Source organism: Clostridium aromativorans, from assembly GCF_020908015.1.
Classification (GTDB): domain Bacteria; phylum Bacillota; class Clostridia; order Clostridiales; family Clostridiaceae; genus Clostridium_B; species Clostridium_B aromativorans.
The window spans coordinates 132,780-154,798 of sequence record NZ_JAJJPB010000002.1 but is presented as its reverse complement, the minus strand read 5'-3'; the positions used below and the strand labels follow the sequence as shown (position 1 = coordinate 154,798).

Annotated in this window: 30 protein-coding genes and 3 pseudogenes; 3 read left to right on the top strand and 30 right to left on the bottom strand. The window is 32.7% G+C overall.

Annotated features, from left to right (window positions below):
- Positions 1-13: 13 nt before the first annotated feature.
- From cmr1 to LN736_RS03415, 4 genes are all read right to left on the bottom strand, one after another.
- Positions 14-1,036 carry a type III-B CRISPR module RAMP protein Cmr1 gene (gene cmr1 / locus LN736_RS03430; protein ID WP_150356270.1) on the bottom strand — a complete coding sequence of 341 codons (1,023 nt, stop codon included), beginning with the start codon at positions 1,034-1,036 and terminating at the stop codon, positions 14-16.
- 451 nt (positions 1,037-1,487) lie between these two features.
- Positions 1,488-1,721, bottom strand: coding sequence for a hypothetical protein (locus LN736_RS03425; RefSeq protein ID WP_150356269.1), 234 nt, complete (start codon positions 1,719-1,721; stop codon positions 1,488-1,490).
- Between the two features lie 93 nt (positions 1,722-1,814).
- Entirely contained in the window at positions 1,815-2,156 is a 342-nt protein-coding gene (locus tag LN736_RS03420) for a hypothetical protein (RefSeq protein ID WP_150356268.1), read from the bottom strand.
- Positions 2,157-2,195: 39 nt separating this feature from the next.
- Positions 2,196-2,696 (bottom strand): hypothetical protein, encoded by a 501-nt coding sequence (locus LN736_RS03415; RefSeq protein WP_150356267.1) that lies wholly within the window; start codon positions 2,694-2,696, stop codon positions 2,196-2,198.
- A 246-nt stretch (positions 2,697-2,942) separates the two neighbouring features.
- Here LN736_RS03415 and LN736_RS03410 point away from each other — a divergent pair, with 246 nt between their 5' ends.
- On the top strand, positions 2,943-3,344 hold the full coding sequence (locus tag LN736_RS03410) for a transposase (RefSeq protein WP_190972167.1): 402 nt from the start codon (positions 2,943-2,945) through the stop codon (positions 3,342-3,344).
- Here LN736_RS03410 and LN736_RS03405 read toward each other — a convergent pair.
- From LN736_RS03405 to LN736_RS03390, 4 genes and pseudogenes are all read right to left on the bottom strand, one after another.
- Positions 3,295-4,010 (bottom strand): annotated as a pseudogene (locus LN736_RS03405) (ATP-binding protein). The gene LN736_RS03410 and the pseudogene LN736_RS03405 overlap by 50 nt on opposite strands.
- A gap of 77 nt (positions 4,011-4,087) precedes the next feature.
- Positions 4,088-4,996, bottom strand: a pseudogene (istA, locus tag LN736_RS03400) (IS21 family transposase); the annotation flags it as partial.
- 216 nt (positions 4,997-5,212) lie between these two features.
- Positions 5,213-5,482 carry a hypothetical protein gene (locus LN736_RS03395; RefSeq protein WP_190972171.1) on the bottom strand — a complete coding sequence of 90 codons (270 nt, stop codon included), beginning with the start codon at positions 5,480-5,482 and terminating at the stop codon, positions 5,213-5,215.
- The gene (locus LN736_RS03390) at positions 5,472-5,741 is read right to left on the bottom strand and encodes an AbrB/MazE/SpoVT family DNA-binding domain-containing protein (RefSeq protein WP_150356265.1); all 270 of its coding nucleotides are present in this window, start codon (positions 5,739-5,741) and stop codon (positions 5,472-5,474) included. Before LN736_RS03390 ends, LN736_RS03395 begins: the two co-directional genes overlap by 11 nt.
- Before the next feature lie 108 nt (positions 5,742-5,849).
- Here LN736_RS03390 and LN736_RS03385 point away from each other — a divergent pair.
- A pseudogene (locus tag LN736_RS03385) lies at positions 5,850-6,172 on the top strand (transposase); the annotation flags it as partial.
- On the opposite strand, the gene LN736_RS19175 reads toward LN736_RS03385, so the two are convergent.
- The 6 genes from LN736_RS19175 to LN736_RS03360 all read right to left on the bottom strand — a co-directional run bounded on the left by LN736_RS19175 (position 6,145) and on the right by LN736_RS03360 (position 9,426).
- The gene (locus LN736_RS19175; RefSeq protein WP_407647105.1) at positions 6,145-6,297 is read right to left on the bottom strand and encodes a DUF3368 domain-containing protein; all 153 of its coding nucleotides are present in this window, start codon (positions 6,295-6,297) and stop codon (positions 6,145-6,147) included. The pseudogene LN736_RS03385 and the gene LN736_RS19175 overlap by 28 nt on opposite strands.
- Positions 6,298-6,306: 9 nt before the next feature.
- Entirely contained in the window at positions 6,307-6,666 is a 360-nt protein-coding gene (locus tag LN736_RS03380) for a DUF3368 domain-containing protein (RefSeq protein ID WP_207707994.1), read from the bottom strand.
- A complete protein-coding gene (locus tag LN736_RS03375) occupies positions 6,659-6,955 on the bottom strand; it encodes a UPF0175 family protein (protein ID WP_150356263.1) in 297 nt (98 codons plus the stop codon). Before LN736_RS03375 ends, LN736_RS03380 begins: the two co-directional genes overlap by 8 nt.
- 782 nt (positions 6,956-7,737) lie before the next feature.
- Positions 7,738-8,148, bottom strand: coding sequence for a DUF4351 domain-containing protein (locus tag LN736_RS03370; protein WP_229980852.1), 411 nt, complete (start codon positions 8,146-8,148; stop codon positions 7,738-7,740).
- Complete coding sequence (locus LN736_RS03365) at positions 8,117-8,374, bottom strand: hypothetical protein (protein ID WP_150356261.1); 258 nt, start codon at positions 8,372-8,374, stop codon at positions 8,117-8,119. The genes LN736_RS03370 and LN736_RS03365 overlap by 32 nt, the downstream gene beginning before the upstream one ends.
- A gap of 149 nt (positions 8,375-8,523) precedes the next feature.
- On the bottom strand, positions 8,524-9,426 hold the full coding sequence (locus LN736_RS03360) for an HAD family hydrolase (RefSeq protein WP_150356260.1): 903 nt from the start codon (positions 9,424-9,426) through the stop codon (positions 8,524-8,526).
- 353 nt (positions 9,427-9,779) lie between these two features.
- Here LN736_RS03360 and LN736_RS03355 point away from each other — a divergent pair, with 353 nt between their 5' ends.
- Positions 9,780-10,646 carry a hypothetical protein gene (locus tag LN736_RS03355; RefSeq protein ID WP_229980850.1) on the top strand — a complete coding sequence of 289 codons (867 nt, stop codon included), beginning with the start codon at positions 9,780-9,782 and terminating at the stop codon, positions 10,644-10,646.
- On the opposite strand, the gene LN736_RS03350 is transcribed toward LN736_RS03355, so the two are convergent.
- The 16 genes from LN736_RS03350 to fliW all read right to left on the bottom strand — a co-directional run bounded on the left by LN736_RS03350 (position 10,643) and on the right by fliW (position 22,010).
- Positions 10,643-10,867: a hypothetical protein gene (locus LN736_RS03350; RefSeq protein WP_150356259.1), complete on the bottom strand. Its 225-nt coding sequence runs from the start codon at positions 10,865-10,867 to the stop codon at positions 10,643-10,645. The genes LN736_RS03355 and LN736_RS03350 overlap by 4 nt on opposite strands.
- Positions 10,860-11,006 carry a hypothetical protein gene (locus LN736_RS03345; protein ID WP_229980848.1) on the bottom strand — a complete coding sequence of 49 codons (147 nt, stop codon included), beginning with the start codon at positions 11,004-11,006 and terminating at the stop codon, positions 10,860-10,862. Before LN736_RS03345 ends, LN736_RS03350 begins: the two co-directional genes overlap by 8 nt.
- Before the next feature lie 192 nt (positions 11,007-11,198).
- Positions 11,199-11,687 (bottom strand): hypothetical protein, encoded by a 489-nt coding sequence (locus LN736_RS03340; RefSeq protein ID WP_150356257.1) that lies wholly within the window; start codon positions 11,685-11,687, stop codon positions 11,199-11,201.
- Between the two features lie 282 nt (positions 11,688-11,969).
- Positions 11,970-12,509 (bottom strand): hypothetical protein, encoded by a 540-nt coding sequence (locus tag LN736_RS03335; RefSeq protein ID WP_229980846.1) that lies wholly within the window; start codon positions 12,507-12,509, stop codon positions 11,970-11,972.
- Between the two features lie 195 nt (positions 12,510-12,704).
- Positions 12,705-13,637, bottom strand: a complete 933-nt coding sequence (locus LN736_RS03330; protein WP_150355773.1) for a DUF1848 domain-containing protein — start codon at positions 13,635-13,637, stop codon at positions 12,705-12,707.
- On the bottom strand, positions 13,634-14,539 hold the full coding sequence (locus LN736_RS03325; protein ID WP_150355772.1) for a hypothetical protein: 906 nt from the start codon (positions 14,537-14,539) through the stop codon (positions 13,634-13,636). The genes LN736_RS03330 and LN736_RS03325 overlap by 4 nt, the downstream gene beginning before the upstream one ends.
- Positions 14,540-14,659: 120 nt before the next feature.
- Positions 14,660-14,884, bottom strand: a complete 225-nt coding sequence (locus LN736_RS03320; protein WP_150355771.1) for a hypothetical protein — start codon at positions 14,882-14,884, stop codon at positions 14,660-14,662.
- Between the two features lie 822 nt (positions 14,885-15,706).
- Entirely contained in the window at positions 15,707-17,149 is a 1,443-nt protein-coding gene (locus tag LN736_RS03315; protein ID WP_229980844.1) for a flagellin N-terminal helical domain-containing protein, read from the bottom strand.
- 221 nt (positions 17,150-17,370) lie between these two features.
- Positions 17,371-17,625 carry a four helix bundle protein gene (locus tag LN736_RS03310; RefSeq protein WP_229980842.1) on the bottom strand — a complete coding sequence of 85 codons (255 nt, stop codon included), beginning with the start codon at positions 17,623-17,625 and terminating at the stop codon, positions 17,371-17,373.
- A 124-nt stretch (positions 17,626-17,749) separates the two neighbouring features.
- Positions 17,750-18,091: a hypothetical protein gene (locus tag LN736_RS03305; RefSeq protein ID WP_150355769.1), complete on the bottom strand. Its 342-nt coding sequence runs from the start codon at positions 18,089-18,091 to the stop codon at positions 17,750-17,752.
- 111 nt (positions 18,092-18,202) lie between these two features.
- Positions 18,203-19,912, bottom strand: coding sequence for a flagellar filament capping protein FliD (fliD, locus tag LN736_RS03300; RefSeq protein ID WP_150355768.1), 1,710 nt, complete (start codon positions 19,910-19,912; stop codon positions 18,203-18,205).
- Between the two features lie 123 nt (positions 19,913-20,035).
- Positions 20,036-20,428, bottom strand: coding sequence for a flagellar export chaperone FliS (gene fliS, locus LN736_RS03295; protein WP_150355767.1), 393 nt, complete (start codon positions 20,426-20,428; stop codon positions 20,036-20,038).
- Positions 20,429-20,529: 101 nt separating this feature from the next.
- A complete protein-coding gene (locus tag LN736_RS03290; RefSeq protein ID WP_150355766.1) occupies positions 20,530-20,832 on the bottom strand; it encodes a hypothetical protein in 303 nt (100 codons plus the stop codon).
- A gap of 124 nt (positions 20,833-20,956) precedes the next feature.
- Positions 20,957-21,328 carry a flagellar protein FlaG gene (locus tag LN736_RS03285; RefSeq protein WP_150355765.1) on the bottom strand — a complete coding sequence of 124 codons (372 nt, stop codon included), beginning with the start codon at positions 21,326-21,328 and terminating at the stop codon, positions 20,957-20,959.
- Positions 21,329-21,362: 34 nt separating this feature from the next.
- Positions 21,363-21,578 (bottom strand): carbon storage regulator CsrA, encoded by a 216-nt coding sequence (csrA, locus tag LN736_RS03280; RefSeq protein WP_150355764.1) that lies wholly within the window; start codon positions 21,576-21,578, stop codon positions 21,363-21,365.
- A complete protein-coding gene (gene fliW, locus LN736_RS03275; RefSeq protein WP_150355763.1) occupies positions 21,579-22,010 on the bottom strand; it encodes a flagellar assembly protein FliW in 432 nt (143 codons plus the stop codon). It lies immediately after the preceding gene.
- Between the last annotated feature and the right edge of the window lie 9 nt (positions 22,011-22,019).

The window sequence follows — 22,019 nt, the reverse complement described above, 5'->3', positions numbered from 1 at the left end:
AATTCCTCCAAAATTATTTCAATCTACAAATTTTTATTCTACCTTTCTTTAGCATTTCATCATATTTTTCAAATAAAAGATCTACAATATCATTCTCTCCTTCATAAGCCTTTTTATTTTTTTCAGTTGAATTAAAAACACCTGCTAATTTTATCAATAATATCTTACAATCAGCTCCATCCCTTAAAATCTTAATAATCAAAGGAGATGCTCCTCTTACAGGTTTAGAGCTTGAAGATTCAGATTTTAAATAATTATTTCTTATCTCTTTATATGTTCTCCCTATAAAATTCAAATTGTCCATAAAATTATTTTTGATTTTACTATTCTCCATATTGAGATTACACAGATAGATTTTACATCCTTCCGAAATAATATTAGGATAATTTCTACATTCCGAACTCTCTTTAACTTCAAGTATATTTTTGCAGTAATTTATTAATGGTTTTTCGTTTTTGAAACACTCTGTATATAAATATTTTTTAATATTATCCATACTGAGGCTGGACTTATTATCTATGTCTTCTACAACAAAATTCCCTCCTCCCCTTCTGCTTCTAGTACCTATCCCCCCAAAAATCTCAAGTAAATTAAATGCCTTTAAATACTCTTTCACATATTCCTTATTTTTATCTAGAAATTGTAATGTCACACTGAATTCTGTTCCTTCATCAAAATATTTTTTGTCTTTATTCAAATAGAGTATAGAATAAAAGAGATATTCATATCCCTTCATATGATTACAGGTTTGTTTTAAATTTCCATTTCCTAATATTGTATAAGTATCTCCTAGTTCAGCTATAATTTTTACTTTAGATTTCTTTAAAAATTCCTCTTTTCCTTCTATAATTTTACCTCCAAATATCTCCGATTCCTTATTTCTCATATCAATAACATTTTTAAATTCTTTATATGCAGCACGCCACCAAAACCTCATAAGCCCTTTTATAGAAGATGCTCTTATTTCAGGTTCACTACCATTACCATATACAAATGCAGGTGTGATAAACCTGCATTTTAATATAATTTTTTCCATATCAGTTCTCCTTATGTAGATTCAAAATTTATACATCATTGTTGTATTACATATAATTTCTACATTTTATTTATTTTTCCTTTCAATAAGACAATTATTTATAATAATTTCTCAAAAAATAGTATTTTAATTAATTTTCTGAGTATTTCGTTTCAATAAGACAACTAACACGGTCATTGAAACGAAATACTCAAAGAGAGGAAGCTTTATAAAAAAATGAAATTAAGTTAAATGAAAAATCAAAGAATACTGACGGAACTGTACACAATGAAATTTATTAAACAAATGTTTAAAGATAGAATAGAACCATTTATGTAAAATTATTGCCTGTACTATTTTACATAGGGATGGATAATAATAGCATTATTGCAAACAAAAATTACTACAGGAGCTTATAATCCTATAGTAATTTCCAAATAAATTTTATTTTACACAAATCTATGGACACTCTCTAAGAATCATTTGATAAATCAGATCTTTCTATGATCTTTCTTATAATCTCAACATCAATGTCATTTATATCTGCTATATATTCTACTGAAAGTCCCTTGCCATACTGTTTTAATATCAACTGTTCTATACCTTCTTGCTTACCTTTCTGTTCAAGCTTTTTATCAAGTTCAAACTTCTTCATCATGTCCATTAAAAACTCCATGTTGTTCTCACTTATTTTCGGCATTCCCATATCTTTATACACCTCCCATTAAATAGTGGAAAGTTGAAAATTAAGAGTTAACAGTATTGGTAGATTTTCAGCTATCACAGAAAATCTTCATTATCAACTCTCAATCTGATATTTTTCCTTCAGTTCCAGTATTCTTTCAATACTTAATCCCGTTCCTCTGGCTATCATTTCTTCATCTATTCCAAGTTTCAGAAAATTTATTGCATCTTCTTCTCTACCTTCTTCTTTACCTTTCTGTTCAAGCTTTTTGTCAAGTTCAAACTTCTTAATCATGTCCATCAAAAATTCCATATTGCTTTCACTTATTTTCGGCACTCCCATATCTTTATACACCTCCAATATTTCATCGGGATCCACTTTTGCAAGTACATCCATTATAACTGCATAAAGCGGATCCTTTATATTACTTATGTATTCTGTCAGCCAGTTTTTCATCAAATTCCTGTCCTGCTGCCGATTCTGAAGCAGTTTTAATTATCCGGCTTCTCCGTCATCCAATTGTTTTGACACTAAAATTTGAGTGTCTATGTCCGTATCTTTTATATAATATATGCCGCTGCCAGCTTTTTCTATATCAGCCTTTATCTCATTTTTCAAATAATCAAGCAATTTCCCGGGATATCTGCTGGAAGTCAGAGTTATGGTCATTTCATTTATATTAATCTTATCTGTTTCCCTTGAAAGTGCTTTATAGAGATAAGCATATGCCTTGATCTTGTAATAGTCATCTATTGATATATAGTCTGTGGGAGATTTGTATTCCAGTATATTGTATTTTTTAAATATCCTGCCCAAAGATTTGTCTATCCTAATTTCCCTGAGCTTTTTAATTACCAGCACATCTATCCTGAGGGGCTCATCCGTAAGCTGATATTCCGTTATAAATTCAAGATATTTTCTGTATTCCTTGAGTTCCAGCTGCACTGCCGCTGCAAAGGCCGGGTGCCATTTTACCTTTTCATCCGCCAAATCCATCAACCGTCCTGTTCTATTATTTTTATTATATCATACATTATGCTCACAAAAAGTTAATCTTATTCAAACATTTGTTCTTTTAATTCAAATCTTATTACTACTAATTTTATTTTTCTCTCAACTGCCTTTCAATTTCTTTTCCGATATCAGGCAATTTTGATAATTCTCCTGCAATAAGACATCCTTTCGAATTTTCAGTCGAGTAGACTTACACCTTACAACATAATCCCTCCACAGAATCCGTACGTGCGGCTTTCCCGCATACGGCTCCTCATAATAACATTCTATGGCGATGAAAAGACGGCACTTTATAAGGCACATCCACATAAAAATAAAGAAGGGATTGATGATAACGGAATATTAAAGCTGCTGCCGGAGGAAACAACAGTCATGCATGACCACAACAAGGTGAATTATAACAGGGAGTACAGCTTCAGCAATATTGAGTGCAATGTCCATCTGCTGAGGGATCTTCAGAAAACGACGGACAATCTGCAGCACCAGTGGTCTGAAGAACTGAAAAACCTTCTTGAAAAGACCAATGTGCAAGAAGGGGGAACGTACCTGGATTTGATTTACACAAATCTAGGTACGTTCCCTAAATCCGCATTGATATATCCTTTGATGGGTCAATACTTTCGATATTGATTTTATATGCATCTGACAGAGGGCTGTCAAAACCGCCCAATTGCTCATACCAGCCTTCTGAACGATACTGGGAACAGAAAATGGTGGATGACTTCTTCCGTCTCCGATGGAGAAGTTCAAAGATATCCTTCTGTTCATTTTCATTTGGTTTCAGCAGAAGCCACTCATCAATGATGAGGAGCACAGGGTTGGCATACTTAACCATAACTTTCTTATATGTGCCTTCGTTCCTTGACATCTCAAGATCAATGAGAAGATCAGGAAGCCTTACATATTTCGTGTTATAGTATTGTTTGCAGGCCTCCATACCAAAAGCACAGCTCATATAAGTTTTTCCACAGCCTGTTGCGCCGGTAATAAATTCCGGTGTTCAGTGATATATTCACAGGTTGCAATTCTTTTGATGAGATCTTTATTCAACTTACGGCCTGAAGTGTAATCAATGTCTTCAATATAAGCTTCAGGCTGGTCGAATTCAGCCTTATTAATCAACCTTTTCAGGCGTTTGTTCTTACGGCTGCTGAATTCTATATCGACCAGCATACCGAATCTATCCTCAAAAGGCACATCTTTAATCTTAGAGTCATTCAGCTGGCTGCAAAATGCATCTGACATAGCGGTCAGGCGCATTTCAATTAATTTGTCAATGGTGCTCTGATTAGTCATAGTGTGTTACCTCCTGTAATAATCGGCACCCCTTGTGATGCCATATTTATTCCGTGTAGTTTTCAGTTTGGGTTCTTCCGTCTGCCCTCTTTCTTCTGGAAAGGCTTTGCATTGAAAGCTTCTAGTTTCTCACGGATAGTTTTGTTCAATTCGGCCAGTGAAAAGAACTGTTCATTGCGTAATGCAGCAGTAATCCAGGTGGATATTCCATTGACAGAGGCTTCCGCATTTGGTTTATCTTTAGGACGGCGGACCCTTGCAGGTATAATGGCTGTACCATAGTGTTCAGACATCTCATGGTAAATGGTATTCAACTGCTGATTATGCCATCCGCCATTATATACCACAGCCGTCTTGCAGTTGTCTGGTACGAGAATTTTTGCCACGCCGCCAAAGTATTGGTACATGTGGACATGGGCACTGATCCATGCCTGCTGTTTCTCATTGATAAATGCTTCAACATAGGCATACTGACTGTAAGTCATAACACCGACAAAGATGTAGGCATTGATGATTTCACCGGTATCTGGATCAATGATATGCGCTGGATCTCCTGCCCAGTCAACTTCAACTTGTTCACCGGGTTTACGGTTGATATGCATAGCAGCGCGACGTTTCTGCTCGTCTTGCTGTATGTAATAACAGAATTTTGAATACATAAGTGGTTCTTCACCATTGAGGCGGCAATCCTCCATGTATTCTGTCCATAGGAGCTTTTTGCTGACCCCGTTGCGGAATAGTTCCTTATGGATGTAAGCTAGATTTGGCATTCTTTTGTTGCTGTTGTTTTTGCCTGCTTTAGGAAACATTAGATTTTCCAAAGCCTTGTCTGTAATATTTTGCTCCAATGGCCATACAAGATTTAATTCTTTTGCACGATGCTGGACTTTGACAACAGTTTTCTGTGCAACACCACAGCTTTGCATGATGTTACGCTGGGTGAATCCAAGACTGGTTAGCCTTAAGATTTCCCGATATTTGGTCATAATCATGACCTCCTTATAATGAATTTACATTTTTAGATGTATAACTTCATTATAAGATTTATAAACGCTGATTTCTGCATAACGGAATGATGATTTCTTAAAAACTGGAATGATGATTTCTATGTACCGGATAGATGATGGATTTAAAGCCGGAATACTCATACATGACACGGACGCTCCTTCTACCCCATTAAATAAAACTTTAGATAATCAAATTTATGGATTACCTAAAGTTTTATCATGTTTACCTATATTTCTTAGTAATATTCCATTATCTATATACTGCCACGTTACTCTAATACTCATAGTAATTGTCATTTCAAAAATACCATTAGTACCTTGTATCCTCTTTATACGTAAAGATGGATGAAATTCAGCATATGGATGTTCGATAAATTTAGAAAATTGTTTTTTAAAAGATCCTTTAACATCATCAGGCAGTTTTTTATATTCTCTCTTAAATTTATCAGTACGTTCAATTATCAAGATCGTCAAACAACTCCTGTGCAGAATTAAATTTTTTAGTTTTTCCATTTTTTATATCTTTATCTGCCTGCTTTTCATCATGCTGCCACTCTTTACTCCAAAACCATGCTTGATCCTTCGGAACTACAACTACAGGTTTCAGAATAATTTTGTTATCTTCAATATCAATATCTATAGAATCCCCAGTCTTTAAATTCAATTTCTTTATTACTTCCTTTGGAATTGTAATCTGAGACTTTTCTCTTAATTGAGTAATCATATGATCACCTTCTTAAATTATTATTTTCTTACTTTCTAACTTTATTATATACGGATTTTTATTTATTGTACATAGTAATTTTAAATAAAGTTATATAAATTTTCATAAGTTGCAAGACGCCATGATATCTCAAGAGATACTGTCTATGGATGGGTGAAGGCCAGCAAGAAGAGAGGATCGGTAAGTCCACTTCCAAGAAACAAGGACAGCAGGTTGAAAGAGATTGAAAACAGGCTGAAATCCATAAGTACTGAAAATGATAGATTAAAAAAGATTGTTGCGGATAAAGAACTTGAACTTTCGATTCTAAGGGAACTCAGGAGTAAATCAAACCCCAGGTAACCGACAGGGTCTCTATAGCAAAAAAGTGGATAGATGCTGGATATAAAGCAGCCAGAGTCCTTTACTTTGCCGGTCTGTCACAGTCCTCTTCATCAGCTATCTTTAAAGATTCCAAATATAATCTTTTTGAAATTCTATAATCTTCTTGAATAAGGATATCCAAATATGACTTAATTTGATTTATTTTGCCCAATTTCTTTGCCAGCTGTAAAATACCTATGATTCAAATTGGCTTAAGCAGCATATCTTTGGCTCTATTCCTCGCAGATCTATCATCAATAATAACTCTACTTATATTTAATTCTCTAGCTGCTTGTATTACTTCCAACTCACCTCGATGCAATCTTCCCATCATTGCCTCAACCAACTCATTATTTTTTACTTTATAAATTATCATTTTATTATCTCTCACTGCATTAATGAGTTCTTGCTCGCCATAATGTCTTAACTCATTATTTTGTACAACTTCCCTATACACCTCTTCAGTTACATACACTTTATCAAAAAGTTGCCATAGTAAATTTAATTTTTTAATAATGCATAAACCTATGATAGGACTAGAATTGCAGATAACTTTAATCATCTTTGTACTCCTTCATCAAGTCTTTTAATGCTAATTCATCCTCCTTCATATCTTCATCGGTATATTCACTCCAGGGTATATTTTTTAATTTAAGCGTATATATAAAATCATTTAATGAAAGTTTTGCAATTTCTGATGCTCTTGCTAAAGAAACACTATTAGCCACAAACAAACTTATTGCTATTGAAATACGTACATTTTCATCAAGTGAATCACCATGTGCCAAATCATCTAATAACGGAATTACATCTTGCGATATAATCACAACATTGTTTTTCCTTAATTCCATAAACCTCAAACCTCCTTTTTATTATTATATCACAATCATATTATTAGTTAGCCTTTGCTTTTTCTGATAGGAGGTGGTGCAAACTCAACAACTCCTGACAAAGTCTCATCTTTTTTATGCATCCTTCCACGATATATATTTGTAGTTAAAGGATCATACTTATTAAATTTAATTGGCTAATATATTGAGAAATAGTTTCAAGTATACTTGCAGGATTATAAGGATCATTATTTTCATCTCTATTTTAAGTTCATCTACTATTCCACCATAAATTAAATCATAAGAATCTATTGTAGAAGAATTCCACAAATCACCTCCATAACTTAAACACTGGAAGATTATCTACAAACCAATTAAATTCTTCTTGATCAACTTCCCAATATGAAAAACCAACAATTACAAATGCCTTTTTACCTTCAGACATAGAATCTAATATATCCCCCTGATATTCAACATCATACCAAATTTTAAAATAATTGTTAGAGATAGTAGTATAAACACTAACATATTCATATAAAATAAACCTCATAAAGTAGCCATTTCAATGAATAAAAAACTATATTTTTAATTCATGTCCTGACATCTATCTTGTTTCCCAGATTAGGATCTATTGAAATATTCGGCATTATTTCAGTCATCTATGCTGCAACCTGATTATTTCTATACATGGCCATTTTCATAATTGCTATACCTGCATCCTAATGAACCTTTGACTGGTTCAGTACAATTGACAGTGCTGCTATATCCATACAAACATCAACTCTTCACTATTAACTGAATTCCTAAAAATACCTCTCCAAATCCTCTATCTTTTCTATATCAAATATATCCACACCAATGGCTTTAATTTTATCATTAGAAAGATTTTCTATTTTATTTTCATAGTTCTCTGGCAATCCATTGAACTTTTTTCTCAACTGCTCAATAAGCAGTTCTGCCTTTTCTTTCCTGCCTTTTTCTCTTTCTTCTTCTTTTCCCTCTTCTTTACCTTTCTGTTCAAGCTTTTTGTCAAGTTCAAACTTCTTCATCATATCCATCAAAAATTCCATATTGCTTTCACTTATTTTCGGCATTCCCATATCTTTATACACCTCCAATATTTCATCAGGATTCACTTTTGCAAGTACATCCATTATCACCGCATAAAGTGGATCCTTTATATTACCTATGTATTCTGCCAGCCAGTTTTTCATCAAATCCCTGTCCTGCTGCTGATTCTGAAGCAATTTTAAATATCCTACCCAAAGATTTGTCTATCCTAATTTCCCTGAGCTTTTTAACTACCAGCACATCTATCCTGAGGGGCTCATCCGTAAGCTGATATTCCGTTATAAATTCCAGATATTTTCTGTATTCCTTGAGTTCCAGCTGCACTGCTGCCGCAAAGGCCGGGTGCCATTTTACCTTCTCATCCGCCAAATCAATCAACCGCCTGTTCTGTTATTTTTATTATATCATACATTATGCTCACAAAAAGTTAATCTTATTCAAACATTTGTTCTTTTATATCATATTAACGAGCACTAAAAATTCAAAAAATGCTGGCGGTTAATCAATAAAATTCCCTTTTATTGAACAATCTTCTCCAAACAAGTTTCAGCTTCTCGTTTGTTTCCTTCACAATATTTTTCAAGAATTTCATAGGTCATTGTTTTATCTATTATTGATTTTACCAAAACATCTAATTGAGAGCCTTTTCTATAATCAGCTGGTGCAAAATATTTAATTCTATTCGTTCTTATCATATTATAAACTTTGTCTTTACATTTTTTATCTAGATCAAACACCCCAATAGAATGTCCTCCATTTGCATTAACCAATTTCATACACGGGATATCTGTATCACTATCCCCTATGTATATAATATTTCTAAAAGGAACCCTTACATCTTCTGGCTTAAAATATTCATTAACTCCCATATCATTTACATCTAGAATTCCCTTTTCAATTCTAAATAAAAATTGAGTTTTGTTTGTATAATTTATTGCTTGTGCAGGCCATTTGGCCACTCCTCTATCATTAAAAAAAAATGAACTTGCATATATTTTCTCGAACTCATGATTTTTAGCCATTTCCGTTCCTTCAATCATTTCTCTTAATCCAGATGAAATTATATAGTGTTCAATTATAACATTTTTTTGTCTTCCATATTCCCTAATTATACTAAACCATTCCTTTACCCCGGGAAATAATTTAACTTTTGATCCATATTTTGCAAGCTCTTTTTTGTTAAGAACAAAATTCCCTTCAGCTTCCTCAACCATTTTATACATATAAGCTAAGTTAGTATCCATATCATTTTCCCACGCTAATTTATTAGATTCCTCCCAAAATTTTTGTACATCATAACCAACATCTTGTATATATCCTTGAGCTTGCATATCATCTGGTGACAAGGTTCTATCAAAGTCATAACATATTGCAACAACAGGCTTATCTTCTTTACATTTACGTTCATATCCTTGACCCATAAATTAAAATCCCCCATTTCAATATATAATGATATTTTTGCTCCATAATATCCTAATTCAATATTAAATCATATTTTAAAAAATTATTTTCACGTTCTTATAAACTTATAAAATAACAAAATCTATTAAGGTCAGCATCATATTTATACTATAAAGGTTTTATGTTCTTACCTCAGCCTAACTTACATACCTACACTTTAGTAAATATTAAATATTACAGCAATTTATTTTTAATTTACACTTTCATCCTAAGTCCAATTTTAAAATGTAATATTATTTGTGATAATTATCGGAATATTTCAATTATACTTTACAGATAATAACCATATATCTAAAAAACAGGAGAAGAGGAAATGCCATTTAAAAAAAACACCAAAGTATACAAAATGAATAAAATAGAAAGAAATATAATCATAGGAAGTCTCATTGGTGATGGAAGCCTTGCACTTTACGGCAGGAGTAGAAATGCCTATTACAGGGAACACGGATGTGCAAAGCAAATTCCCTACAGAGAATGGAAAGCTGAAAGGCTCAAAAATCTTGACTTCAAACTGCTTAAAAGCTGCAAAAATCCAAAACTGTGTTCACCCAGCAGCAAAACCTACACTGAACTGTACAATATGTTTTACAAAGGCGGTAAAAAAACAATCACCTCTGAAAACATATTGCTTCTGGATCATCCCATAGGATTGGCATGTCTCTATATGGACGACGGCTCTCTGGTTATAGATTCAAGTAAAAGAGGGAATGATTCCATATACATTTTCCCACGAATATCCATTTACACTCTCAATTTTTCAAAGAATGAAAATATAATACTTAAAGATCACATAAACAAAATTTTTAATCTTCATACAAAGTTAAAAGAACGAAAAGATGGGAAACACTTTCTTCTGGAAATAAACAAAAGAAATGATATTGTAAAGTTTATAAATGCTGTAAGTCCATTTATAGAGGAAGTACCCTGCATGTACTATAAAATCAAACTTAAAGAAAGATTTGAAAATAAAAGATTGAAATTAATGAATCAAGGTTATAAAAATATAAACAAATGGTCTGAAAGCATAACAGAAAACAAATATTCCAGAGAGGAAGAAAATTTTATAATAACATCAAAACAAGCCGGAAATACAGATAAAGAAATAGCCTGTCTTTTGAATAGAAGCTATTGGGGAATAGTGGATAAAGTCAGAAGACTAAAACTTCAAGGCAGGATTTAAATGCAATCTTTTCTGCTCTCCTGATCCAAAGCCTTGATTTGTGCCGCCAGATTATTGAGTTTATGATTTATTTCATCTATTTCCGATTTACTCAAATTGGAATTCTGTGACTTTTGTACAAGCTTTTTCATGGCAAAAAGTTTTTTCTCAATAACGTCGAGCATACTCAATCTATACTTTACCCACTGCAATTCCTCAAATACATCATTTTTATCAGTCATATTTATACAACACAGAAGCGATTCTCACAGCTTCAGGGATATCTCCTTTCTCTTTTACTAAAAATTCATACCACTCAAAACCACCGCTAAATTTATTTCCAACATTATCAAGATCCAGTATCTGTGAATCTATAGGCATACCGTCTGTCCTGACAAAAACATCAATACTGTTAAGTTGGAGCCTTAAAGTAAGCATGAAATAGTTCTGGCCTTTTCTTCTTGCAATATAGGGTTTTTCAAATCTGAAACCCGTTTTCTCATAATCTTTTCTAGGTTTTTTTAATCGCTTTCTGAAAACTTTATAATATTTTTTGATTACTATTTATAATATCTATTCCCACTGGAAATAATTTCTCACTATTGCAGCTATTTCATTCGATGGTTGATTTTTAGTAATCCTAAGCGTTAAAGTAGGAATTATATTCCCTAAAGAAAGACTGTTATTTACATCCTGAAAATATACTATTTTAGAAATATCCCATCCAATTTTATTAAAATAATTAATATAATCTTCTGCAGAATTCATATGTCTTTTAGATCCTGGATGCACTATACTATTAATTCTAAGACTTATTAATACATCTATATGTTTACTTTTTGCATGATTTGTAACCTTATTCACAAATTCTATCTCTGTTAAACCTAATTCTTGGAGAGATGAAGTTTTAATAAATGTGTCTATAATAGTTCCATTTGAATGCTTAATTTTATAGATGCCTTCTCTATAAAGACCTGTTAAGCATCTTATAACTGAAGACTTTTTTACATCAGCCTCTCCAATTATAATATAAACGTTCCCAAGTTCCGGATTATTAATCACTCTAAAATCTCCCTTGCAGATATACTTAATTCGGTGGAGATGGATCATCTCCACAAGTTCTTTCACTTTCAAATGTCCCATATTTTTTTATAAATTTTTATCTGGCCAAGCTCATTATTTTTGCTAATTGATATCTAAGTATTCCCATTTATTAAATCTATATCTTCAAATTATAAATTGAAGATATATACACTACATACCTATCAATGGCAAACATGAACTGTCCAACTATCTTTTATTATCTCCAATATTTGTCATATATCATCTTTGCAATATTCCTTTTCATTTTGAAACATTGTTATCTATCCTTTTATTAAAGGCTTCTGTTTCTAAAGGAAATTCTTCTTCCATAAGATAATATATATAAAATCTTAAAAATTTACTATTAAATATTAGTTTAATAAAATCAATAAATATTTCTTTATTATCAACAACAAAATAATCTACTGACATAATATCATCTTGTCCGTATTCTTTTATATTCATACCGTTAACTTCAGATTTAATCTCATCCTTTAAAAAACGGTTATAAATATGAATTTTCAATGGATATATTCTAGAATCATGACTAATGCTAAATACATCACTAAAATTATTTTTTTCATAATATAACCTAAAAGTTGATGCACAATCATAATTTTGAGGATCATAAAATTGTTTATAAATTTTTATATACGGGTCAAAATATCCGAATAATAAGTGAGCTGTAACTTTATTTTCAGTAAGGCTTCCTAATATATTTGCCTGTTCATTTAAAATCTTTTCAGGAAAACTTATTCCTTTACAATCACAGTCAAAATTTTTTGGCCACAAACTTTCCATACTTTCCATCTCCCTACATTTTTTCTTTTAATTATGCTACTTTCGTAATATATTAAAACAATATGATATTAGTTCAATAGATACATTTTCTCATTCTCAATAGTCTTTGGTTTGGTAACCCCCAATGTCTTCACAAAATCGATTATGTCAAAATCAAACCATATTTCATTAAACTAATATCTATAATTAGATATTCTATAAAAAGGATATCTGTCCTTTCCTATATGACTTCATTTTTCTATCCACAATTTTCTCATCTCTATCTAATTTGCCAAACAGCAATGGAGATTTTTTATCATGCTTCAATAAATTTTTTTCAACAACATTCCTATTAAAATTTGCATAACAGTACAGACAATTATGGTTGCAGGTATTATAAGCTCCTATATCAACACTTTTTACGCATCCACATACTTCCCTTTGATTTGGATCTTTATCGATGGATAGTTTCTGCCCGACAATACGGGAAATAAGTTTATCATCTATACATTTTCCATGAGCGATATTAAATTGAGATAAATCTATATTTTCTGAACAGGTTTCAAGTGTTAAATCATATTTAAAAGCTATTTTAGAAAACCTTTCAGCTAATTCAAGCATATCATTTTCTTTTATAGGTAAAATATTTATTTTACTTAAATTACGTTCAGTTTTTTTATATAAATCTAAAAAGCTAATAACGCATTTCTTAGTATATGGACTTAATCTTTTTGCAAGATATTCAAACCATTTATAATGATATTCTCGTGTAAATTTATCAGTTAATATTATAGGATCATACCGCCATATTATCTTATCATTACCAATTTTAGTAGATAATTTAATGAAAGTATCTATTAAATACCTTTTAGCAGGTACATTCTTTTCTAAAGTTTTGTCATAAGAGTTTAAAGTAAATTGAAAATAATAATTATATTCTTTAATTTCATCAAGTTTTTTAAGCATTTTTCTAGGGTTTTTAGTCCAAAATACTATACAATCTATTACCTTTGGATTTAAATTTATCCTGCTAATCTGTTTGGCGTTAAATGGATTTTTTACCAATACAAAACCCTCTTTTATCCTATTAAAAAACCACCCACTGTAAAAAGCTGGTATATCAGTCCTCCTGCTTACACTCAATATCATTTAGTATCCTCTCTTTTTAATCTTAATATCTGATATTCTATCTGCGAACATCTTTTTATTGGATAATGATTCATTATTTTGCAATCATCATCACATGGATTGCATCCATTTTCTATATATTTTTGACAATTTTCATTTAAATTAATCAAGAAATTCTCTATATCTCCAGGATATATATATTTATCGCATACATCCTCTAATTTAGAATACTCATCCATACCATTCTTAGAGTAATACGTATATTTTCGTTTATCATCTAAACATTTATATCTCTGATTTTTTTCCAGAGTGTTTGCTATTATTTCTAATCTATCTATATCAATAATATCTCTCTTTTTTCTAACAGAAGATATCAATACTAGTTTATCGCTTCTAAACTCCGTATTTATAATTATATTCTTTAGATTGTTAAAAGTAAAATTATTAAATTCACCTATGGATTTAGGAAACATAATAACATTGTAATCCTTTCCTATAAATTTATCTATAGCACTTAAATCTCGGCTGAAAAGATTATAATTGTCAATGTTCAAATTATCCCAATATTCCCATTCTACTTTATCTAATCCCGTATATGCTACTGGTAATTTATAATTGCTATCTTGTATTGCAAAGTTCAATCCCCACGAATCCATTCCACATCCAGCACCTAGAGATATAACATTTATATTGTTTAAAAAGTTTTTTTCTAGTAATTCACTATATATTAAATAATATTCTGTCGTATACGCCGGTAAATATCTCAATAAATAGTATTCCTGTATTATTAATTCACTGTAATCAGGGATATTTCCTCCGTCAAATCTAAAAGTTTTTAATTGGCAATATCTTTGTTGTTCTTCCATATTGCTTTTAAAATTTTTTAATATTTCGTACATTTTTCTTATGATGAATTCCCTCAAAACATAGTGCCCCCAATAATATTATTAATATTTATCATATCCATATATATCCAATTAGTTTATACTCTAAAATTCTTTTAATATAAGTACTCCTACAAATAAATACTTATATTAATTTCCTTATTCTATAATTTCAATTATAGATTTATTAACCTCTAATCTTTTTGCAATATCTTCAACTAGTTCATCCTCAGAGTGGTACTCAGTATTATCAATCAACTCTTGATGGTCCACCTCTATACTATTCTTGTCATAAGAAAGTACGCTACCACATCTTATAATTCCATCCATATATTCAGGAACATTATCATCCAAAAAAATTCGAACTTTTACTATTGGTAACATATACAACACACCCCCATCACTAATACCTCTATATAAAAACTACCAATTTACAAATATTATTTGGTAATTTTAAAAAGAGAGAACCAATCACACCGATTAGTCCTCTCTTAATGTTATTACATTCTATTCAATTAATTATTAAAACTCTTTATTTTTACTTTAAGTTCTCCTCTAAAGGAAACTCCGCCTCCTCACGTCGGTGGAGTACTCACAGAGTAAGCGACTATATCAAAATCATAGATTTTGTATATCTGCTTAACCGATTCACGCAGATTTAGCTACCGCTAAATCTGGTTCTCTGCTTATCTCAATAACTGAAGAACCTGTTGAGGCTGTTGATTTGCTTGCGTTTCACCAATGACCTTTCAATCACTGCCAGACTATATCTTCACCCATTTTTTAGTTAAAAGTTATAAATTAAAAATTAATAATCATATTTGAAATTCAGTTCACTGAATTTTCTCCTTCACTCTTCATTTTAAACTTTCAACTAATTTCCGGGGTTGGGCACTTCGGGAAGCCTCCTCCCTACGAGTTTCATCACCATACAAGTTTCTATAAGTGTCAATTGCCCCCTGCTTAGATGGTATACTCTAGTCGTTGAACCTTCTCCAGCCTTTCGGCACAGGAGCTTGGCTGCTGATTATCCAATCTGTTTGCTTTTCAGCCTGTCACACCTGCCCTTTCGGACTTTGCTTTAGGGAAACAGCTTAAGGAAGTTCCAGCAATTCACCCAATGTACTTGAAGATCACTCTCCAAGAGACCCTATAAATACTTAACCACATTTAATTTCCAATTTTTGTATTGGGGTCAGACCCCTATTACCTAAGCAGCTGTAATACCTGCTGTGGTTGAGTATTTGCTTGAGCCAGCATTGCCTGAGCAGCCTGAGAAAGAATATTGTTCTTTGAGTACTCAGACATCTCTGATGCCATATCAACGTCTCTGATTCTTGATTCAGCAGAAGTTAAGTTTTCTGATGAAGTTCCAAGATTGTTTATGGTATGTTCCAATCTGTTCTGGTAAGCACCTAATTTAGCCCTTGATTCAGATACAGTCTTAATTGCATTATCTATAGTAGTAATTGCTCTTCCAGCTGCTGATTGAGTTGATACATTAATACCTTTTTGTACTACTGCATTTGATGTTACATTACCTTGAGCATCTATAACTGCTGCTGTAGATGCAGTTGTATTTTGAGCAATGCCTGCATCTCCTGATGTCAATGATGCAAACGTAAATGCTGCTGTAGCAGTTCTGCCCGTCTCGTCATCTCCAATTACCACTGATGATTGATTATTATGAACAGTTACAACATCTCCAATATTTCCTGCAGTATTCGCTAATTGGAGTGTAGCATATTCAGCTGTTACTGCCATAGTGCCAGTTTGTCCCACTGCATTTGTCGAATCATTTGCTATTGAAACTTTTACTCCATCTCCAAGGTTAAAAGTTCCAGTTCCTGAAGCTCCCTCCCAAGTTGTTCCTCCATCTTTAGAATATTCAATTGAAGTTACATCTCCTGTTGCAGGTGTTCCTATTGTTTTAATTCTAATCTGATAATTTACATCTTCAGAACCAGTATATGCTGAACTCGCATCAGCAAGTGCTCCTTTAATTGAGCCTTGTGCAGCTGTATAAGTTGCTGCAGTAATGTCACTTGCTGTCACTTTTGCACCAGCTCCAAGATCTTCTGTAACACCTGATATACCTGTAACACCGTGTGCTGCTGTTATAGATGTATTAATTAAATCTGCTGAAACACCTAACGACTTCGCATCCATTGCATTAACATGTAAAGAAATAGTTTGATTTTGATTTGCTCCTATCTGAAAAGTATCATTTAATCCACCTGCCAATAAGTTCTGTGTATTAAATTCAGTAGTATTTGAAATTCTTGTAATTTCCTCTGCAAGCTGATCAACTTCTGATTGTATCTTAGTTCTGTCATCATCTGTATTGGTATCGGTAGCTGACTGAACAGCAAGAGTTCTCATTCTCTGAAGTATGCTGTGAGTTTCATTCAATGCACCCTCGGCAGTCTGAATAAGAGATATAGCATCCTGTGAGTTTGAAGATGCCTGGTTGAGTCCGTTTATCTGTCCTCTCATTTTTTCGGATATTGCAAGACCTGCTGCATCGTCTCCAGCTCTGTTTATTCTGAGACCTGAAGAAAGTTTTTCCATTGCTTTTGAAGCATTATTTGAATTGATGTTCATGTTTCTCAGGGCATTGTTTGCCATAAGATTGTGATTGATTATCATATTTATTCCTCCTTGATTTTTTTACTGGACATCCTTGTCCATTTTATTTATAGTTACTTCTTTTAAGTTACAACTGATTTGACGGTTATAAGCTTAACTGAAGAGTACTAACAGATTTATTTAGTTAATAGTGTAGAATTAATAGTGTAGAGTTATGGTTGGAATTTTTTAATTTCATTAAAAAATTCCTTCATTTACTTTTCATTCTTAACTCTTGATTATTAACTTATATTAAGCTGCTTCTTTGTAGTTTTTACAATTGCAACTAACATCTTATTCAGTTCAGTACAATTCTCTATTAAAAATTCATACTTTGAAATATCAATATAATTAGTTGCAGTTAATAATTCTAACCAATATAGGGTCTCAGAACATTCTTTTAAAGAAATATTCATTTTCCATAAAAAATCTCTTTTACTCTGTGAAAATAAACCCTCTCTAATATTCGCTCCAATACTGATTCCTGATCTTAACATTGGTTGAAATTTTTTGATTCATGAAAAAATTCCCTCATTTGCTCTTAACTATTCACTATACATTCTTAACTCATATCATCTTTCACTTAATTATCGACTTCATCCAGTCCGCCTTTATACCTTTTTATATTTTTCTGCTGAATATTTTCGCCCCACTCCCGACATTGCCATAGGCACTGCTGGCAGTTTTGTTTCTGGATATGTTATTGAGTTTTCCTTTTATAAATAAAGCTTTCTCTTTCATGAGTCTGCCTGCTTCATTTTCAACTTCCCTTATATTTAGTTTCTCATAAACTTTTTTGGATTCAACCTTTCTGTCATTGTTAGAAATGAGTTCATTTAAGATGCACTGTCTTATTTTCATTTTATCCTGAAGATCATCAAAATCATCTTTTTTAAGTATTTCTACAATATCTTCCGTACATTTCTTATAATCGGTCAATATCTCTTCAACAGTTCTTTTCATATCACACCTCTATTTCAGTTAAGAGTGTAAAATTAATAGTATAGAGTTATGGTGAAAATTTTTTAACTCTGTTAAAAAATTTCTTCATTAATTTTCAACTTTTAACTGTTCTTACCCCAGGTACAGTGAAAGCGTGGACTGCTGTGCATTGAGCTGTTCCATGGCCACTTCCAGCTGTGTAAACTGATTGTAGTATTTTGTCTGGTCATCATTCATCCTGTCGGTTAACGTGTTTATGAGAAGCTGCTGCTGATATATCTGATCCGGAAGTGTACCTGTTCCTGATCCTCCTGTTACACTATAATCGTCCTGAAGATTAGCATATTTTGTAAGTGTGCCGCTGTTCAGCGTAGTTCCTATTACTCCCACATTCTTGTCTATTATGTCACTTATTCTCTGGAATATCCCTGACTGATTGAATTTGTCAGTAGCATCTGTACTATCGGAAGTAGTAGTAAAAAGCTTCATTATCTCATCTGCATGATTGTTAAGAGCATCTGTAAACTTCTGCTCATCTGTAATGCTCAGCTTTGCCCCTTCACTATAGTCATCTGAAGTATCAATTCCCAGTGCATTGTCACCTATGCTTCCAAAATAAATTGTGGATACACTTTTGCCACTGCTGTCCACAACCGGAGTATTAAAAGCACTTGTGAGGTTATCTAAAAGCTGCTGCAAGTTGTCATCATTTCTAAGTATACCTTCCTTGGCCTTGTTCTCCCAGTTGGTTATATCAGTATCACTCATTTCCTCTTTCTGCGCATCTGTAAGAGGAGCATAATCATAGTCCTTTTTCTCGCTGAGTTTGTCCTGTATTTCTCCAACCAAGTTATTGTATTTATCTATGAAATTTGTAATAAGGTCATGTACTTTTGAAGTGTCCTGAGTTACAGATATGCTTACAGGACTATCTGCTACAGCATCAACAACTACACTCTGACCTACCTTATCTTTAGATATATCGGAATTTGTAGAATTCACATCTGAAATACTGTATGTTACTCCATTTACAGTAAAATTATTTGAACTCTGCCTGCTCACTATATAACTGCTTGAACCTGGTTCTTTTATAGCAACCAGGGCATCATTACCAGTTCCTGTTTTATCTGTTATTCCAAGCTTACTTAAAACACCATTGTTGTCAGTAACAGAAATCGTTGAGCTGCTTCCAGTCGTTGAAGTCTGAATTGAAAACTGTCCTGTCAGTTCATTGAATTTTGCAGTAACAGCTCCCCCTGTCTGATTTTTAATGGCGTCCTCCAGATCCTGTATGGTTGATGAATCCGTTGCAGTAAATGTAACAGTTTTACTTCCTGCAGTGCCCCCATTATTATAGTCCAAAGCAAGTGAAATATTACCACTAATCCCAAGATCACTTAGTTTAGTAGCACTGCCTGATTGTGCACTTATTTGCGAGCCAGTTAAATTTGCAGCTGATGCCAGCTGTTTTATCAATATCTTATAATTCCCTGCTGTAGCTGTTGCTGATGCTTTTCCACTTACTGTAGTGGCATCGGAACTTGATGCTGTCATATTGTTATAGCTGTTTGAAGACAGTAAATAACTCGTACTATTTGTTATATCGAAATAGGTGCTCTGTAAATCCTTTACGTCCTTTATTATGCTCTGGTAGGCTTCCTGCCTCCATTGTATTAACTGCTGCTGCTGTTTTGCCTGATCTATTTTTGTCTGGTCTGCCGTCAGCATTTTTTTTACCATTGCATCTATGTCAAGCCCCGTGTTCAGTCCTGTAATCCTCAGCATGTTCCCGCCGCCGGCACCTGTTGCACCCACAGGCATGCTGCTTGTACTGTCTGCCATATTTATACCTCCCTTTATTCAATTGACAATCTTTGGCCAATTCACATTTCACAATTTTGGTTAAAATTTTTTAATGAAATTAAAAAATTTCTTCATTAATTGTGCATTGTGCTCTGTGAATTTTCAATTGTTCTTCCCTGTCTTTGAAATCCTGTAAGCTTGCTCCCAGGTGTCCTTTACATTTTCTATGATGGGAATTACCTCATCCATTATTGCTGCATCTTTTTTTATATTTGCATCCGTAAGTTTTCTAACTATGAAGTCATATACGGCCATTAGGGACTGTCCCCAGTTTCCTGCCTTTTTCACATCAAGCGTTGACATCAGTTCATAAAATACATTTTCAGCTTTAACTATATTCTCGTGTGCTTTCTTAACATCTTTATCCATTATTGCCTGCTTGCCTATTTTCGCAAATTTAGCTCCTCCATCCACCAGCATCAGAAGCAGCTGATCCTTGGAAGCAAAATTTACACTGTTGGTTTTATAGGTATTATAAGCATTAGCAGTATACATGCTAATTCCCCCCTTATTTAGTTGAAAGTGGAGAGTGGAAATTTGAGAGTTTCGTTAGAAAATCTTTCTTTACTCTCCAATTTCAATTTTCAACTATCAACTCATTTTTTAACATCTATAATACTTCCCCTGTTGTCCACTTTTGAAGTTGAATTTTTTTCCTCTCTAAAGGCATCGACTTTTACTTCTTCCACCCTGGTAGCCTTTACTACTATTTTCTTTTTGTTTTTTCCCTGTTTATATTTTCCAAGTTCTGTTTCAAAATTTCCCTGCTCTTTTTTTCCTTTATTCTTGTTATTATTGTCTATAAATATCTTTCTTTTATTATGGACTTTATCGGCACTGGTAGTTTCCTTTACTCTACGCCTCACTTCAGGGTCTATCTTATTTAACTTGAATTCCATAACAACACCCCCTTTTTCAATTCACAATTGTCAGTTCACAATTCACAATTCAGGTTGGAATTTTTAATGAAATTAAAAATTCCTTCGTCAATTGTACACTGTGCATTGTAAATTGTGTATTGAATTAAGCTTTTTCGTCCATAAAAAATCCTGACATTTCACAAAACTTCTCAACCATATCCAGTATTTTTTTAGGTGGTACTTCCTTTATAACTTCGTTGGTGTCATCATCAAGCACTTGTACTACAATATCCTTGAATCTACCGTAGATTTCAAATTTTAGATGAGTCTGATTTTCATTCATTATTTTATTTGCTTCATCTGCTGCATCCTTCGCATTTTTTACAGTTATATTTTCCTGATTGACCTTTTGTACTGTCCTATTCTGCAGAAGTTCTGAAACTTCATTATTGTAAACTCCGGCAGTTGTTCCAGATGTACCTGTGCTTAATTTTAAAGGCAGCTGTCCTCCTTGACCCATACCTGTAACTTCCATGCTAAACACCTCTTTATTTATTTTGCACCTGAATTTATTTTTTTAATTTTTTAAGCAGATTCATATCTGAAGCTGCTGCATCCCTATTTTCCTTTTTTACCTCATCATACAGTTCTTTTCTAAGTATAGTTACATTTTTAGGTGCGGATATAGAAAGCTTCACTGTACCTTCCTCTATTTTTGAAACAGTTACTTCTATATTATCACCAATTAAAAAGGATTCTCCCTTTTTTCTGCTTATAACCAGCAATCATGCTCCCTCCTCAAAAAGTGGGTATTTTATGGGATAATCTGAATTATCCAGTATTATTTGTTCCCCAATTTTTTTATTTATATTTATAATCAGCGGAGCCTTTAGATTTGCTGTTATATTTTCTATTTTCGAACTGAGAGTCACCGTATTCAAAACCAGCATATCCTCATAACTTCTTATGCCCAGTTCTTGCCTTTTATCCTCGTCTAATTTGAATTCATAACCCCCTACTACATTAAATGGTGAAACGAGAATAATACCTATGGCTAAATCCTCTATGGATTGGAGTACATAAAACATTTCATTTTCTTCTGCAGGAAATATTATGTATTTTTTTAAGTGCTCCAATCCGGGAATACCCTTTTTAAAGGTTATTATATCTTTTTCATCATAATGTTTCACACCGTGATACTTTGTCTTTAATTCCATATTATCATC

What these genes read in the sequence shown, in the direction of transcription:
- LN736_RS03425 (WP_150356269.1), bottom strand. Translation starts at nt 1,721, where the DNA reads ATGGGAATGCCGAAAATAAGTGAGAACAACATGGAGTTTTTAATGGAC.
- LN736_RS03355 (WP_229980850.1), top strand. Translation starts at nt 9,780, where the DNA reads ATGCCATTTAAAAAAAACACCAAAGTATACAAAATGAATAAAATAGAA.
- LN736_RS03370 (WP_229980852.1), bottom strand. Translation starts at nt 8,148, where the DNA reads ATGAAAAACTGGCTGGCAGAATACATAGGTAATATAAAGGATCCACTT.
- cmr1 (WP_150356270.1), bottom strand. Translation starts at nt 1,036, where the DNA reads ATGGAAAAAATTATATTAAAATGCAGGTTTATCACACCTGCATTTGTA.
- fliS (WP_150355767.1), bottom strand. Translation starts at nt 20,428, where the DNA reads ATGTATACTGCTAATGCTTATAATACCTATAAAACCAACAGTGTAAAT.
- LN736_RS03345 (WP_229980848.1), bottom strand. Translation starts at nt 11,006, where the DNA reads ATGCCTATAGATTCACAGATACTGGATCTTGATAATGTTGGAAATAAA.
- LN736_RS03320 (WP_150355771.1), bottom strand. Translation starts at nt 14,884, where the DNA reads ATGTTACCAATAGTAAAAGTTCGAATTTTTTTGGATGATAATGTTCCT.
- LN736_RS03310 (WP_229980842.1), bottom strand. Translation starts at nt 17,625, where the DNA reads ATGTTAAGATCAGGAATCAGTATTGGAGCGAATATTAGAGAGGGTTTA.
- LN736_RS03390 (WP_150356265.1), bottom strand. Translation starts at nt 5,741, where the DNA reads ATGATTACTCAATTAAGAGAAAAGTCTCAGATTACAATTCCAAAGGAA.
- LN736_RS03360 (WP_150356260.1), bottom strand. Translation starts at nt 9,426, where the DNA reads ATGGGTCAAGGATATGAACGTAAATGTAAAGAAGATAAGCCTGTTGTT.
- fliD (WP_150355768.1), bottom strand. Translation starts at nt 19,912, where the DNA reads ATGGCAGACAGTACAAGCAGCATGCCTGTGGGTGCAACAGGTGCCGGC.
- LN736_RS03305 (WP_150355769.1), bottom strand. Translation starts at nt 18,091, where the DNA reads ATGAAAAGAACTGTTGAAGAGATATTGACCGATTATAAGAAATGTACG.
- LN736_RS03380 (WP_207707994.1), bottom strand. Translation starts at nt 6,666, where the DNA reads ATGATTAAAGTTATCTGCAATTCTAGTCCTATCATAGGTTTATGCATT.
- fliW (WP_150355763.1), bottom strand. Translation starts at nt 22,010, where the DNA reads ATGGAATTAAAGACAAAGTATCACGGTGTGAAACATTATGATGAAAAA.
- LN736_RS03315 (WP_229980844.1), bottom strand. Translation starts at nt 17,149, where the DNA reads ATGATAATCAATCACAATCTTATGGCAAACAATGCCCTGAGAAACATG.
- LN736_RS03415 (WP_150356267.1), bottom strand. Translation starts at nt 2,696, where the DNA reads ATGGATTTGGCGGATGAAAAGGTAAAATGGCACCCGGCCTTTGCAGCG.
- LN736_RS03330 (WP_150355773.1), bottom strand. Translation starts at nt 13,637, where the DNA reads ATGATATTGAGTGTAAGCAGGAGGACTGATATACCAGCTTTTTACAGT.
- LN736_RS03375 (WP_150356263.1), bottom strand. Translation starts at nt 6,955, where the DNA reads ATGGAATTAAGGAAAAACAATGTTGTGATTATATCGCAAGATGTAATT.
- LN736_RS03350 (WP_150356259.1), bottom strand. Translation starts at nt 10,867, where the DNA reads ATGACTGATAAAAATGATGTATTTGAGGAATTGCAGTGGGTAAAGTAT.
- LN736_RS03420 (WP_150356268.1), bottom strand. Translation starts at nt 2,156, where the DNA reads ATGAAAAACTGGCTGACAGAATACATAAGTAATATAAAGGATCCGCTT.
- LN736_RS03290 (WP_150355766.1), bottom strand. Translation starts at nt 20,832, where the DNA reads ATGGAATTCAAGTTAAATAAGATAGACCCTGAAGTGAGGCGTAGAGTA.
- LN736_RS03285 (WP_150355765.1), bottom strand. Translation starts at nt 21,328, where the DNA reads ATGGAAGTTACAGGTATGGGTCAAGGAGGACAGCTGCCTTTAAAATTA.
- LN736_RS03335 (WP_229980846.1), bottom strand. Translation starts at nt 12,509, where the DNA reads ATGGAAAGTTTGTGGCCAAAAAATTTTGACTGTGATTGTAAAGGAATA.